We start from the raw sequence: 14791 nt of genomic DNA, 5'->3' as shown, positions 1-14791 counted from the left end.
TCGACCAATGTGATCGATTGGCTAGATTAGGTTGATTGCGGCTTCGATGTTCCCGCGCGTGGCGTTGGAGTAGGGGCAGGTCTGATGTGCGGCTTCCACAACGGCCAGGGCAACGTCGCGCTCAAGCCCCGGCACACTCACATTGAGGCGTGCGCTGAGAAAGAACGCGCCGTCGGCGATGTTCAGCTTCACTTCAGCATCGATCGCCACCCCGGGCGGCAGAATGATGTTCATTTTGCGGGCGGCGATTGCCATCGCACCCTCGAAACAGGCCGACCAGCCGGCCGCAAGCAGTTGCTCCGGATTGGTGCCGCCGCCAGGACCGCCGGGCGTGGAAAGCCTGATGTCAAGTCGACCGTCGGAACTGCGCGACATGCCATCCCTGCCTCCCGTGGTATGGACCTTGGCGGTGTATAGGAGCTTTCCAGATTGGGTCATGATCTCTGTGTTCCTTACAAAAAAGCACTGGGAAAATCGGTGGGAAATGGGCGCGAAGCGTCGCTGTCAGCGAGTGCGAAAGCAGGCTGAAATGGCCCGCGCCCGCATGAGCGTGGATGGCAATTCAGGCATGATCATTCTCCTATGGCCGGTCAGCAGAAATTCTTGCTGCTTCGAAACATAAAGGAGGATCGTCCAAGGGACCCGTTATGGACTATGATGGAGTGTTAGCGCTCGCCAGTTGCCGCACGTATGGGAACTGGGCCGCGCGCTCCTGCCTCAAAGTCGCCTCTCGGGGAGTGGACACGGGTCTTTGACTTCGAACCAGGACCTGCCCCAGCCATCAGGCAAGATGCAATGAAGAACGACGCCGTGATATCCCCAGCCGCGCGGACGAACGACAGGATATCGTTTGGTCCCTTCACGCTGGCGGCGAGCGAAAGGCTCCTGCTGCGGCAAGGCATGCCAGTCGGCCTCGGCACGCGCTCATTCGATATCCTGGCAACCTTGGCTACGCGTCCCAACGAAATCGTCAGCAAGAAGGAACTGCTGGCTCAAGTCTGGCCCGACGTTTCCGTCGAGGAAGGCAGTTTGCGGTTTCACGTCGCCAATCTCAGGAAGGCGTTGGGCGACGGCAAGGACGGCGCGCGCTATATCACCACCCTGACGGGGCGGGGCTACTGCTTTGTAGCACCGGTCTCGCGATCGAATAGCCAAGACCATGTTCAAAGGGAGGTCGTTGCCAGCTATCCGCAGGCCAATCTGCCAAGCCGCCTGATCCGGATGGTCGGCCGGACGGATGACACCGCCGCACTTTCGACTCAACTGGCCGGCGCGCGTTTCGTCACGATCGTTGGCACTGGCGGTGTTGGCAAGACCACTGTTGCCGTGGCGGTAGGCCATGATCTAGTCGAGGCATTCGCGGGTGCTGTGCATTTCGTCGACCTCGGGGCGCTGAGCGATCCTAGGCTGGTTGCGCCGACCGTAGCGTCGATGCTGGGACTATCACTTCAATCCGACGACGCGGCGTCCGGTCTGGTCGCCTATCTTGCGGACAAGCGAATCCTTCTGATCTTCGACACCTGCGAGCATGTCATCGACGCCGCGGCAGACCTGGCGGCCCGCATCTTCGCTTCTGCACCGCAAGCTCACCTGCTGGCAACGAGCCGCGAGCCTCTTCAGGTCGAAGGCGAGTACGTCTACAAGCTGGAGCCGCTCGCGTGCGCGCCTGACAATCTGGAACTCACCGCTTCCATGGCGCATAGCTTCCCTGCCACCCAGCTGTTCCTGGAACGCGCAGCGGCTAGCGGTGCTTGGCTCGACCTCCAAGGTACGGATGCCGCCACCGTGGCTGGCATCTGCCGCAAGCTCGACGGCGTGCCGCTCGCGATCGAACTAGCGGCTGGACGGGTTTCGAGTTTCGGCCTGCAGAAAACCGCGGAACTTCTCGACCAACGGCTGACGCTGTTGTGGTCGGGGCAACGTAGCGCGCCGCCGCGGCAGAAGACCCTCCAGGCCACTTTGGACTGGAGCTACGGGCTGCTATCCGATTTCGAACGCCATCTGCTTCGTCGGCTCGCGGTCTTCGTCAGCCATTTTTCGATTGAGGCCGCTCTGGAAGTCGGGACGAGCGCAACCGTCGACGAGGCTCTGGTGTTTGGGGCCGTCGATAGTCTTGTTGCCAAGTCGATGGTGGCGGCAAGGCCTGCGGGAGCAAGCATGCGTTACCGGCTGCTCGACACGACGCGGACTTACGCCCTTCACCTCGACGTCGACGATGCCGAGCTCGGGGGCTTGGCAGAACGTCACGCGACCCACTACCTGCGCTGGCTGGAGGAAACGGGAGGAGAGTGGCCTAGCTTGTCGAGCGCCGCGCAACGGTCGCTTCACCTCGCGGGCCTGGCCAATGTGCGAGCGGCTCTGGACTGGTGCTTCGGGCCTGGCGGAAACACTGAAGTCGGCATCCGCCTGGCCACAGGGGCGGCTCCTGTTTTTCTATCGATGTCTTTGCTCACCGAATGTCATCGCTGGACGGCGCGGGCGGTTCTTGCCCTCGATGACGCTACCGGCGGCGGATCGGACGAGATGCGTTTACAGGCCGCCTTGGGGGTGTCCCTGATGTACACCCGTGGCGGAAAAGACGCGGCGGGTGTGGCCTTGAACAGAAGCCTTGCCATTGCAGACCAGCGTGGCGACGCGCGCGATCAGCTTCAGATTCTCGGCCCGTTGCAGCAATTCTATCTGCGCAGGGGAGAGTTCAGGGCTGCGCTGCACCATGCGGATCGCTGTTCCGTTATCGCCGGAACCCTTGAGGACACTGTTTCCGCCACTTTGGCGCACGCTCTGATGGGGATCTCACTTCATCTCTGCGGGGAGCTCGGGCGTGCGCAGACCGCGCTCGAAGCGGCGCTGCGATACGGGCCGCGCTCCGACCGGACCACGACGAACTATCTCGGCTTCGACGGAAGGATTCTGGCCGGGTCAATTTTGGCAAGGACGCTCTGGTTGCAAGGCCATCCGGATCGGGCCGTATCGCGCGCGCAGCTGACAGTCGAGGAAGCGGAAGGCCTAAACCATCCCCTGACACTCTCCATTGCACTTATCTGGGCGATTTCCGTACTGCTCTGGGTCGGTGACCTAAAGGGTGCGGAGGCGTATATCGATCGACTTTTCACCCGTGCCGAGTCTCATGCGCTCGGACCTTATCTTGCCCTGGCTCGCGCCTTCAAAGGCGAACTCGCCATTCGTCAAGGCGATGCAGGCAGCGGTGTCGAAAGCCTTCGATCCTGCCTTGCCGAGCTTCACGCCGCCCCCTACGAACTTCTTACCACGCCGCTCAACATCTCGTTCGTTCAGGGCCTCTCCGCGACAGGCCGGTTCGTGGAAGCGCTTTCACTGACCGAGGAGACGATCCAGCAGGTCGAGGCAAACGGCGATCTTTGCTATATGCCGGAATTGCTGCGCGTAAAGGGCAATCTCGTTCTCGCGACCGCACAACTTGGCGCCGACGAAGGAGCGGAACTTTGTTTTCGGCGGTCTTTGGAGCTCAGCGATCGTCAGGGCGCGCGAGCATGGGAGTTGCGGACGGCAGTCGATCTTGCTTCCCTGCTGTCCGCTCGGGGACGACACGATGACGCCCGAGCACTTCTCCGGCCTATTTTCGCGCAATTTGGGGAGGGGTTGGAGACAGCAGATCTGCAGTTAGCCGCTTACATGCTGGCAACGCCGAACTAGATGGCTTTGGCTGTACAACCGGCCACCGAGAGCGCGGCTCAGCCCGCCGAATTCCGCGAACGAGCGGCGTTCGCTTATGCTCCCACACGTGAAGCGTCAGCAGGGATAGCGCCAATGCACAATGCGGAGTAGTTCTCACGCAGAAGTTTTTGTGGCCGCTGCTGGCCGCGGCCCTGGTGGGTGCCAAAGTTGACCCCCGGGCCAGCATGCGGCGCCAAGCAGAAACAGCTCGACTTCTATTTCATTCCAGCCAGTGCGTTCACGGTGGCACAGAATTCGGCGTATGGCTTGCTCTGAGCAGCGTCTTGGCACTCTCTCATCATCATGTCTCGTGTGTGTACCGGAGTAGCCATAAACGCGGCCTTAAATTCCGGCATCGGCCGCAACGTTTTCATGCTGCTGTCGGTGTAGAATGGCTGCAGGTTGTCGATCGCATCAAGTGCGCCGGCAAATGATGCATTTCCGGCGATCGAAAGAGCGAAGGCGCCAAGACAAAGAGCTTTGACGTTCATGACAGATCCCCTTCAAAGGTAGGCGAGCCTGTATTCCACGGTCGCACAAATCGTTAGCTTCTGATGCTGGCGCCGCGACTGCAGCGCTACTCGATCATCAAAGCAGGTGTCATAGGAGATGGCTTGTTGTGGGGTGTATGGGACCGTTAGGAGTTGTTAGCGGAGGACCTCCATACCGGCGCAACGTTGTGGAACACGGATCCTTTCGGATCTTTCAATGGCATGGAGGTCCTATGACCAATGGCAGGCGGGATTCAATCGGAATATCGCCCGTTGCCGCCAGCCTGAACCATGTTCAAATGCGGCGCTCAAGTAGTTGTCCGCTTTTGGGAGACGATGAAGTTAGCTTGTATGACCGTTGTTGGGCGCATTGCGGACCTTCCGCTATCGGACTATGCGAGGTCCGCCCGCCGCAGCCCTATCGTCCAGGGGCTACTCCGATCGTGACGCAATCGACGTCAGGTCGTGAGCGGATCTGATGGGCCGCAGGCTGCATACCAGCGGACAGACCTGCTATTTCATTCACGAGTTTCTTCCGAATTGCCTTTGCAAACTCGGCTGTGCTGTCGACCCTGACGATGAAAGCGTCGGAACCGCCGATGACGCAGCTCTCATAATACAGCTCGACATAGCGCGGACCAAAGCTATCCAGCGTGTCGGCTGCGTGCAGCGAGATCGCCAGTCCGTTGATGGTCACACCGGCGGCAATGAATGCGTCACGTACGGGTTGAAGGGGCAGACCGGCATTGTTGGGTCCATCGCCAGAGACATCGATTACCCGGCGGTCGCTTGCCGGCCCCTCGGCCAGTAGCTTGCCCGCCGCCAGGATCGCCCCTGAGATTGAGGTGCCGCGTCCTCTGACGATCGGCTGAGCCCGCAGCACCTCGCCGAAGGCGGCCGCATCTTCGGGCTCATCGAGAACGGTCCATGGTATCAGCACACTCTGGTGAGTTGGACCCGCCCACTCGACATAGGCTATGGCAATTCTGCCACGCCGGCCGGATTCGATGGACTGCAACACCGCGGAATCGTGCAGTGCGTTGACATATCCTTCCCGCTGCAGCCGTTGTTCCGCCTCGCTCATTGAAGACGATACATCGACGCAAAGAACCAGCTCGAGATCCACCGAGGGAACCTGCGCCGCTGTGGCCGACAGCGACGTTGTCAGGCTCACCGCGAGGGCAAATAGCCCGCCTCGTGCCCGTCGGGATTCTTCTTGTCCAGCGAAGGGTGGAACGAAGGACATCATATCAGCGCGTCTTTCCGGTTGGTCGAACGAGAGGATGCTGCCGGCGACTTTGTCTCGCATCACCCGTAAGGGTGAACCGGGCCTGCGCTTTTGCTGGTAGTGTGAGCCAGCATCCAGCGCTGTTTCTCCGAGGCACAACATGCTACTGAAGCTTGCCTTTCCGACCACGGAGTTGGTCGATGCTTGTGGAAAGAACTGAGCGAGCCATCGAGGCCTGTTACGATGCGGTCCTGGCGCCGGCCGAGTGGCCACGCGCCTTGCAATTGCTTGCAGAGTCGTTAGGCGCCGAAAGCTGCACCTTTTTCTCAGACGACGAAGAGGTGCCGCCCAAGATGCCCATCTCCACGGAACACGCCGAATTCCACGAATTGTGGCTGCGCAATGAAGGCGATGCTCCGGACCCGCACGTTAAGAGAGCGCCCGCATTCCGCCGAGCAGGCTATACGACGCTCATCGAAGATCAGATCTCAACGGAGGAGGAGCGCAGGACGCTGCCCTACTACCAGGAGATTGCCCATCCCGGAGCACGGGATTGGTATGCGTCAACGCCCTTCATGGTGGATGAACATCGCTGGAGCCTGCCGCTTTATCGTGGCGCGCGCCGTGGCAGGTTCTTTCCCGAGGAAACCCACTGTTTCGCGGCAGTTGGTCCGCACCTTGGCAGGATCGTAAGGCTCGCCAAGCGGTTCGCAGCCTTCCAGCAGGCGTCGGAACTCGCGTCCCTTGAACGAGCAAGCTGCGCGGCCATTCTGCTCGACGAAGAGGGACGCGCAAAGCACCTTAACCTTTCGGCACAGAAGCTTGTTGGTCAGGAGTTCTACCTTGTGAGAGGTCGCCCGGCGACCGATGACCCCTGCAGCAACGACCGGATGCGGCGGCTACTCTCACGCGGTTTGCACAGCCGGCTCGACGGAACGCCTCCGGCCGAACCGGTGATCATCAGCCGCGGCGAAAGGCCTTGGCTTCTGGCGGAGGTGATGCCGTTGAGCGCGCTCGGGTGTGATCTGTTCACCGCCGGCTGCGCCGTCCTCCTGCTGACTGACCTGCGGTCTCTGGCGCGCCCGAATGCACTGCGCTTGCGCGCTGCATTTGGCTTGACGGCAGCCGAGGCCAGGCTGGCCGCTCGCCTTGCGTTGGGCGATGGTATCAATGCGGCGGCAACTGCACTCGGCGTCAGCCGCGAAACCGCGCGCACTCAGCTCAAAGCGGTATTCGCCAAGACCAACACATGCCGTCAGGCGGAACTCGCCACGCTTGTCACCCGTCTTCGACTGCACGCATGATGACCGATTGGTAGAGCGTATCGGCGACTGGACGGCCCGGCCCTGGGCGAGCAGAACGCTCGATTAACAGGTGGCGGGCATAATCCATCTTCCACATTTGGCGCATGTGTTGAGTAACGCGTGGCTCAGCCTTCGGCCGGCTGTCGGGTGAAGACCGCACATGAAATTCCGACTCACGAATGACGCCTGCGGCTCAAGTCCTGACGATGGAGATTGACTGCCGAGATCAGGCGCATTGCTGCTCGGCAGCCTAGGGCCGACAGCGGATTGGCAGTTTCGGGTCACGGATCTTCAATTGCGGACCTTAAGATCGGTGCGAGTATCGTCGTGACGCGACCCGTAGCCGACGAAATGTTTTCCACGATGCGAACGGCAGCTTCGCGCCCAATGCCAGCCCGTAGGGATCGGCTTTGCTGCTTCCTGAAAGGAGACATCGTCTGCGACTACGCCGGAGGCCGGTTGCGCATAGGCAGACGGGCACCGCATGGAGCCAAACACAGGGACGCGACGGCAGTTCATAAGCGTCGCGGGCAGATATCATGCAGGTTCATAGGCCGATCTTTCGGTCAAGCAAGCCGTGAGCATCTTTAAGCGGCGGCAAATCGGATCTTTATGCCGAATGATTCCTGCGCCAAGCGCCGGGCGAGAATCCAGTGATCGTCCTGAAGGCACGCGTAAAATGGCTCTGATCGGCAAATCCGGTGGCAAGTGCTACTTCGGCCAGTGTGTCGCTTGTTTCAAGGAGTGCTTTTTGTGCCTTTCGTATCTTCGCGGCAAGATACCAGCGGTGCGGCGACACCCCCGTAGAGGCCTTGAAAGCACGGGCAAAATAGGCCTCGGAAAGCCCGACCATATCGGCCAGGTCCTTTAGAAAAACGGCTTTGGGCAGGCTCTGCTCCATCAGCACCGTCACGCGCCGGAGCTGTGCGGGGGCAAGTCCACCCCTTTTCTCCTCTTGCCTCCTTAAGCCAAACAGATTGTGGGATATCGCCAGGGCAAGGCTATCGCCATAGAAGCGATCATCCGGGTGGGTGCCAACGCAGGCATCCGCCAGCAATTCGACGAGAGCCAGGAGGCGGTTGTCCTGGAACATCACGCGCGGCGCGAGACGGGATGTAAATTCGAGCGCTTCACCGAAACATTCCGCCAGCTCAGGGAGATCAAAATCAATGACCAGTCGCCGGATGTAGTGGGACCGTCGGGCAAACTGCCAGAGAGGGATGCCGGCTGGGACGAACGTCAGATGTCTGACGGTCCCTTCCGCCGAGGTTGGCATGGACTGTGCGGGGCTGTGCGGCGTCAACAGCATTTCCGCGCGGCCGCCGACCTGCTCCAGAATCGCGGTCAGGCGCGGCCGTTTTGACCGGAGGTCCTCCGGATGCGGGCGCGGACCATGCAAGTGGGCGACCTCGACACGAATGCCGGTCAAGCATCGCATCTGTCTATGCGAAGCCGTTTTCTCGGCGGCTGCCATGAAGCCCGGCGTCTGCTCGCCCAAACGATCGGTCGTTTGACTGGTCACCGGTTGTCCCTCGCGGCAGCACGTCGCTCCTGCAACGCCGATATGATGCGCTTCGCGGAGGTCTCGCGAAATTGGTGAGGCGATGGAATTTCCGGTCCTTCCAATGGGCCGGCGTCGGCTCATACTTTCGAACCAGGACAGCAAGCGAGGCCGGGACGTCGACAGAGGTGATCGAGCCCCGTGACCTGCTAAAGTTGAACCAGACCCCGCCGGCTGGCGACGGCAATCGCTTCGGTCCGGCTTAGAACATTGAGCTTGTTGAAGATGCTGCGCAGATGCGACTTCACAGTCGTTTCGCTGATGTGCAGGTTGAGGCCGATCTCCTTGTTGCCCTTGCCTTGCGCCAACAGGGTCAGCACGTGCATCTCGCGGCCGCTGAGTTCTTCGCTGCTGACGGCGGCCGCAAGCTTTGCCACTAGCAGCGACGGGATACAGGTCTCGCCGGCATGAACCTTGCGGATGCAGTCGAGCAGATCTTCCCGCTGAGCGTCCTTCAGCAGGTAGCCGCGAGCACCGGCTTTGACTGCGCGGGAAATCTCATGGTCCGTGTCGAAGGTGGTCAAAACGACAATGCGCGCGGAAGGGTCCTGCTGTCGGATTTCGCCCATGGCCGCGACACCGTCGAGAACCGGCATACGCAGGTCGAGCAGCACGATATCAGGACGCTGCTGCCGCCAGAAATCGACGGCATCGCGTCCGGTTGCGGCTTCCGCGACGACCAGCATGTCCGACTGACGGCCGATGATTGCTGCCAAGCCTTCGCGCACGGTTACGTGGTCGTCGGCAATCAGAACCTTGATCCTGGCGGTTGGCGTTTTTTCAGGCGCAATGCTCATGACGTTCAAGCCTCCTGCGAGGGCAATATGATGCGCACGGCCGTGCCCTTTGCGGGCGAGCTTTGAACAACGAGCTGACCGCCTATTCTTTCGACCCGCTCCCTGATTCCGCGCAAGCCGTATCCATCATTCTTGCTCGAGGGATCAAAGCCGCGTCCGTCATCATGCAGGTCAAGACAGACTTCTCCTGGCAAAAAAATCAGCTTGGCGGTCACGAGTTTCGCCTGTGCATGGCGCAAGGCGTTGGTCAGAATCTCCTGACCGATACGAAACAGATTCTCTTCCGAATCCGGAGGCAGCGATCGCGGTGCGCCAAGTACGGCGAACTCCATTTTCAGGCTGGTTCCTGCCGTCATCTTCGTGAAAAGCTCGGCCAGCGCTCCGCTGAGATTGCTATCATCCAACACCCGCGGTCGAAGTGCGTGCACGGAACGCCGGGCTTCGTTGAGACTCTCGCGAGCCAGGCGACGGGCGCGGTCCAGATGCTCTCCGGCTTCCCTTGAAAGGCCCCGCTGGTTTGCATCCTCGGCAGCTTCCAACTGCACGATCACCCCTGTAAGCCCTTGGGCAAGAGTGTCGTGGATGTCGCGAGCGATGCGATTGCGTTCCGCGATCACGGCCGTTTCGCGTGTCTGAGTAGAAAGGCGCGCGAACTGGATCATCAGCATCACCTGGTTGGCCAGCGCCTGGGCAAGATCCATCCCCTCGGTGCCAAACATCCGTTTCTCGGCGAAACGAAGACCGATCGCCCCTTCAAGACGGCCAGCAACGAACATGGGCACCAGCAACACAGTGATGATGCCCATGGGCAGCAGACGATCGCGCAGAGCAAAGGCTGGAACGGTGCGGATGTCTTCGATGAGGTTTGGCTTACCCGTACGAAAGACCTCCGGCCAGGGCCAGCGCTCTTCCATCGGCAGCCACTTGTCCATCCCGGCGAACCGCGGATCGGCGCTGGTTACGACCCGGCCCTCTTCGAAGGCCATCTCGATGCCTATCATTCCACTCCCGGGATCAAGTCTCCAGACGCTGATGCTATGAGCACCGAATTGCTCGGTGATGATGCGCAGCACGTGTTCCACCAACTTGTCGGCGGCGGGCTCCATCGCCAGCGCCTCGAGCGTGCTCTTGAGTGCGGCGACCTGGCCGCGCGACAGATTTTCCGAAGCACTGAGCGCCTGCTCGACGCGCTTGCGCTCTTCGATGTCCGTGTTCGTGCCGTACCACCGGATCACCGTGCCCGACTCATCGAGCAGTGGTGCGCAGCGCAACAAAAACCATCGATACGCGCCATCGGATCGGCGCATCCGCGCTTCATGCTCATCCGGGCGTGCCGATTTGATGATCTCGCCCCAATGTTCCGCCAGGCCGGGGAGGTCGTCCGGATGGATGACGCTTACCCAGTTCCAGCCCAGCCCCTCTTCCATGGTGAGCCCGGTGTAGGCGCACCACTGGGTGTTCAGAAACTCGACTGAACCGTCCGCACCGCCGAACCAGATCAATCCGGGTGTCGTGTCGGTGGCGAGCCGAAAACCCGCCTCCCACTGCCGCCGGTCCGCATAGATACGAAGTGTTTCGTTCTCTTCCGTGAGCCGGGCCGAAAGCTTCCGGCCGGCATCGAGGTCACTCCTCGATCGAGCCAGTTCTTGCTCGATTAGTTTCAGCCTCGCGCCCGCGTCGTCAGCTATTCCCTTGCCCGTATTCATGACGCTTCCCTGACCGTGTGAAAGCAGCCTTATCACCCCTGGTTTCGCTCGGAACGAAAAATCGTGCGCGGGCGGCGGCGGCGCAAGAAAAGGCCTGCTTCCTTCAATCCAGGTCAGATTCAGGCAATTCAACGGGAGCACGGAGACCTATTGTTCTCGCGGCGAGCTCGTCCGTCGGGCCGAGACGGCTCGGCCCACATGCTCAAGGCTTCCGGAGAACAACATGCTCAAGATAGTGATAGCTGCGTTAGGCCTGATGGTTCTTACCTTGCCGGCGGCGGCTCGGGTCGTCCCGTTTCCGTCTGAATTCAAGGCGCGGTCGATCGAGACCAATGGTACTAGCCTTTACGTCCGCGTTGGTGGCAAGGGGCCTGCCGTGCTCTTGCTGCATGGCTTTGGCGATACCGGCGACATGTGGGCGCCGCTCGCCGCCAGGTTGATGAAGGACCATACCGTGATCGTGCCTGACCTGCGCGGTATGGGGCTCTCGGCCCATCCGGATACCGGCTACACCAAGAAAAACCAGGCGGTCGACATTGCCGGCGTCCTGGATCAGCTGAAAATTGACAAGGTCGAGCTCGTCACCCACGACATCGGCAACATGGTGGGCTACGCCTTCGTCGCCCAGTACCGCGACCGCGTCACACGCTGGGCCGTCATCGATGCGCCGCTGCCTGGTATCGGCGATTGGGAAAACATCATCCGCTTGCCGCTCTTGTGGCATTTCAACTTCCGTGGCCCCGATATGGAGCGATTGGTGGCGGGCCGGGAGCGCATCTATCTCGACCGCTTCTGGAATGAGCTGTCGGCGAATCCCAAGGCCATCGATGAAGCGACACGCAAGCATTATTCGAAGCTCTACGCCCGACCCCATGCCATGCACGATGCCTTCGAGCAGTTCGCCGCGTTCAACCAGGATGCTACCGACAACAAGGAATTTCTCGCCAAGGGTGGCAAGGTTGCCATGCCGGTGCTGGCGCTAGGTGCCGAAAAATCCTTCGGCACGGGTCAGGCTGATGTTCTGCGCTTTGTCGCAACCAATGTAACCGCCGGGATCGTACCTGGCTCCGGGCACTGGATCATGGAGGAGAATCCAGACGCCACAATGAAGCTCGTCACCGATTTTCTCGCCAAGTAGCTGCCCGGCCACCAGGCCGCGTGCCGTAAGCTAAAGGAGAGACCCATGGCCAGTCGACCCACGCGCAATCCGGTCCAGGACCATCTCCTGACGCCCAGCAACTGCGCGGTCGTGATCATTGACTATCAACCGGTCCAGGTAACGTCCGTGGCGTCAATGGACCGGCGGACCCTTGTCGCCAACATTGTAGCGCTGGCGAAGACGGCGAAACTCTATGATGTACCGGTCGTGTTGACGACGGTGAACGTCAGCACCGGTCGCAACCAGTCCCTCATTCACCAACTGCGCGACATTTTCCCGACCGTTGAACCGATCGACCGCACGGCGATCAATGCATGGGAGGATCAGGACTTTGCCGACGCCGTCAGGGCGACCGGTCGGCAGAAGCTCGTCATGGCTGCCCTCTGGACCGAGGTCTGTCTGGCTTTTCCCGCGCTCGATGCGTTGCGCGACGGTTTCGAGGTTTATGCCGTGATCGATGCCGTCGGCGGCACTTCCGTCGAGGCACACCAGGCAGGGCTCGAACGCATCATGCAGGCGGGAGCGGTGCCCGTAAGTTGGGTTCAGTTCGCCTGCGAGCTGCAGCGCGACTGGCTCCGCGAAAAGACAGTTCCCGGCTTCGCGGAAATCGTCTTCGCGGTCGAAGGACGTTGAGCCGATACCTCTGCAAGCCTCAGCTTGGCAGCTCGACAGGAGAAGAAATTGAGCCAGGAAGTCCTCAACCCGGTCAATGATCGTTTCGAGGGTGATGGTGGTTTGAAGATAGCCTTTCGGTCATGGCGCCCATTCGCCAAGCCGAGCGGCGTCGTCGTTATCGTCCCCGGCTTCAATTCGCACGGCGGCTACTATGGTTGGGTGGCCGAGCAGTTCACAGGCGACGGTCTGGCCGTCTATGCTGTTGACTTGCGCGGACGCGGCGGGTCGGATGGCGAGCGCTTCTATGTCGACAATTTCGCCGAATATGTCAGCGATGTCTCGGGCATCATCGACATTGCCAAAGCGCGGGAGCCGGGCCTGCCGGTGTTCCTGCTGGGGCATAGCGCAGGCGGTGTGGTCGCCTGCCTCTACGCGCTGGAAAACCAGGCCGGGCTCGCGGGGCTGATCTGCGAGAGCTTCGCGTTCCAGGTGCCGGCACCCGACTTCGCCCTTGCGGTGCTCAAGGGGCTCAGCCACATCGCACCGCACGCGCATGTCCTGCATCTCAAGAACGAGGACTTTTCGCGCGACCCGGCCATCGTCGAGGCCATGAATGCCGATCCGCTCATCGCCCATGAAACCCAGCCGAGCAAGACGATTGCCGAGATGGTTCGCGCCGATGAGAGGCTCAAGGACGAGTTCCCGCTAATGACGCTGCCCGTGCTCATTCTGCACGGCACGGCCGACAAGGCGACGAAGCCGAGCGGCAGCCAACTCTTCTATGAAACTGCCGGCTCCGCCGACAGGACGCTGAAGCTGTATGACGGCCACTTCCATGATCTCCTCAATGACAGGGACAAGGAGGTCGTCATGGCCGACATCAAAGGTTGGATCGACGAACGTCTTTGAAACCGATGATCGATCCCGGGCGCCGTCGATCGGCGCCTGGACCGAGGTAAACCGCCGCTTCGTCCTAACCGCCCGGTGAACAGGAGTTCGGAACAACGACGTCGCCAGGCAAGCCTCGCGGCGCGCGACCGCTTCCATTGCGATGGCCGTACCAGCCATCGCGACGGAAAAATCCACCCCAACCAGCAAAGGAATTTCCGACATGACCCAGAGCTTCGTCAGAACCAAAGACGACGTCGAAATCTTCTACAAGGACTGGGGTCCGAAAGACGCCCAGCCGATCATGTTCCATCACGGCTGGCCGCTGTCTTCGGACGACTGGGACGCCCAAATGCTGTTCTTCGTCAACCGGGGTTTTCGCGTGATTGCTCATGACCGCCGCGGCCATGGGCGTTCCGCCCAAGTCTCCGGTGGCCATGATATGGACCACTACGCCGCAGACGCCTCGGCGGTGACCGCTCACCTCGACTTGAAGAATGCCGTTCACATCGGGCACTCCACCGGTGGCGGTGAAGTGGCGCGCTATGTCGCCAAATTCGGCGAGCCGCAAGGTCGCGTTGCCAAGGCCGTGCTCGTCAGTGCCATTCCGCCACTGATGCTGAAGACGGAATCGAATCCGGGCGGCCTGCCGATCGAAGTCTTCGACGGAATTCGCAAGGCGCTGGCAGATAACCGGGCACAGATGTTTCTCGATTTTCCCTCAGGCCCATTCTATGGCTTCAACCGGCCGAACGCGAAAGTCTATCCGGGCGTGATTCAGCATTGGTGGCTTCAGGGCATGATGGGTAGCGCAAAGGCTCACTATGACGGCGTCAAAGCCTTCTCGGAAACTGACCAGACCGAGGATCTGAAGAAGATCACCGTGCCTACGCTGGTCATGCATGGCGACGATGATCAGGTCGTGCCAATCGATGACTCGGCCGAGCTGTCGGTCAAACTTCTGAAGAACGGTACTCTGAAGGTCTATAAAGGTTACCCACACGGCATGCTGACGACGCATGCGGACGTCATCAACCCCGACTTGCTGGCTTTCATCAAGAGCTGAACGGATCTTTGAGGTGCGTTCGCGTTCACATAAGGACGCGGCGGAATTTTGCCGCCGCGTCCACAAGGCGGCCAGTGCACGGCCTCAATCCCCTGACCGGCTGAGGGCGCTAGGCCGAACTGTGCCAGCTCTTCGCGTTGAGGAACCATTCCCGCGCGAGTGGATTTCGATCTTCAGGGTCGATGTGAGCTGGAAAGGACAAACTCTAGTTGTGCCCGAGTTCCACAAAACAAGACAGGTGTCTGCTGAAGCCTTTCGGCGGCTGATCCGCAGGGAAGATAAC

General features: G+C 60.6%; 12 protein-coding genes. 6 read left to right on the top strand and 6 right to left on the bottom strand.

Features of this window, described 5'->3' with window-relative positions; translation table 11 throughout:
* Positions 1 to 21 precede the first annotated feature (21 nt).
* Complete coding sequence (locus JT360_RS24980) at positions 22 to 438, bottom strand: organic hydroperoxide resistance protein (protein WP_214474913.1); 417 nt, start codon at positions 436 to 438, stop codon at positions 22 to 24.
* 357 nt (positions 439 to 795) lie between these two features.
* Here JT360_RS24980 and JT360_RS24975 point away from each other — a divergent pair, with 357 nt between their 5' ends.
* The gene (locus tag JT360_RS24975; protein WP_214474912.1) at positions 796 to 3672 is read left to right on the top strand and encodes an ATP-binding protein; all 2877 of its coding nucleotides are present in this window, start codon (positions 796 to 798) and stop codon (positions 3670 to 3672) included.
* A 236-nt stretch (positions 3673 to 3908) separates the two neighbouring features.
* Here the strand turns inward: JT360_RS24975 and JT360_RS24970 are convergent, their stop codons facing one another.
* Both JT360_RS24970 and JT360_RS24965 read right to left on the bottom strand, forming a co-directional pair.
* Positions 3909 to 4184, bottom strand: a complete 276-nt coding sequence (locus JT360_RS24970; RefSeq protein WP_214474910.1) for a hypothetical protein — start codon at positions 4182 to 4184, stop codon at positions 3909 to 3911.
* A gap of 418 nt (positions 4185 to 4602) precedes the next feature.
* Positions 4603 to 5493, bottom strand: a complete 891-nt coding sequence (locus tag JT360_RS24965; protein ID WP_214474908.1) for a DUF1194 domain-containing protein — start codon at positions 5491 to 5493, stop codon at positions 4603 to 4605.
* Between the two features lie 119 nt (positions 5494 to 5612).
* On the opposite strand from JT360_RS24965, the gene JT360_RS24960 reads away from it, so the two are divergent.
* Positions 5613 to 6716 carry a helix-turn-helix transcriptional regulator gene (locus tag JT360_RS24960; RefSeq protein WP_214474907.1) on the top strand — a complete coding sequence of 368 codons (1104 nt, stop codon included), beginning with the start codon at positions 5613 to 5615 and terminating at the stop codon, positions 6714 to 6716.
* 610 nt (positions 6717 to 7326) lie between these two features.
* Here the strand turns inward: JT360_RS24960 and JT360_RS34115 are convergent.
* The 3 genes from JT360_RS34115 to JT360_RS24945 all read right to left on the bottom strand — a co-directional run bounded on the left by JT360_RS34115 (position 7327) and on the right by JT360_RS24945 (position 10780).
* On the bottom strand, positions 7327 to 8238 hold the full coding sequence (locus JT360_RS34115) for a helix-turn-helix domain-containing protein (protein ID WP_214474905.1): 912 nt from the start codon (positions 8236 to 8238) through the stop codon (positions 7327 to 7329).
* Positions 8239 to 8426: 188 nt separating this feature from the next.
* Positions 8427 to 9074 carry a response regulator gene (locus tag JT360_RS24950; RefSeq protein ID WP_214474904.1) on the bottom strand — a complete coding sequence of 216 codons (648 nt, stop codon included), beginning with the start codon at positions 9072 to 9074 and terminating at the stop codon, positions 8427 to 8429.
* A gap of 5 nt (positions 9075 to 9079) precedes the next feature.
* A complete protein-coding gene (locus JT360_RS24945) occupies positions 9080 to 10780 on the bottom strand; it encodes a sensor histidine kinase (RefSeq protein ID WP_214474903.1) in 1701 nt (566 codons plus the stop codon).
* A gap of 223 nt (positions 10781 to 11003) precedes the next feature.
* Here JT360_RS24945 and JT360_RS24940 point away from each other — a divergent pair, with 223 nt between their 5' ends.
* From JT360_RS24940 to JT360_RS24925, 4 genes are all read left to right on the top strand, one after another.
* Positions 11004 to 11918 (top strand): alpha/beta fold hydrolase, encoded by a 915-nt coding sequence (locus tag JT360_RS24940; protein ID WP_214474902.1) that lies wholly within the window; start codon positions 11004 to 11006, stop codon positions 11916 to 11918.
* A gap of 45 nt (positions 11919 to 11963) precedes the next feature.
* Complete coding sequence (locus JT360_RS24935; RefSeq protein WP_214474901.1) at positions 11964 to 12572, top strand: hydrolase; 609 nt, start codon at positions 11964 to 11966, stop codon at positions 12570 to 12572.
* Between the two features lie 48 nt (positions 12573 to 12620).
* Positions 12621 to 13463, top strand: coding sequence for an alpha/beta hydrolase (locus JT360_RS24930; protein ID WP_214474899.1), 843 nt, complete (start codon positions 12621 to 12623; stop codon positions 13461 to 13463).
* Positions 13464 to 13605: 142 nt separating this feature from the next.
* On the top strand, positions 13606 to 14508 hold the full coding sequence (locus JT360_RS24925; protein WP_214474897.1) for an alpha/beta fold hydrolase: 903 nt from the start codon (positions 13606 to 13608) through the stop codon (positions 14506 to 14508).
* Positions 14509 to 14791 lie beyond the last annotated feature (283 nt).

Source organism: Mesorhizobium sp. dw_380, assembly GCF_018588885.1.
GTDB lineage: Bacteria > Pseudomonadota > Alphaproteobacteria > Rhizobiales > Rhizobiaceae > Mesorhizobium.
The sequence above is the reverse complement of the archived record's forward strand: the minus strand, read 5'-3'. Positions and strand labels throughout refer to the sequence as shown.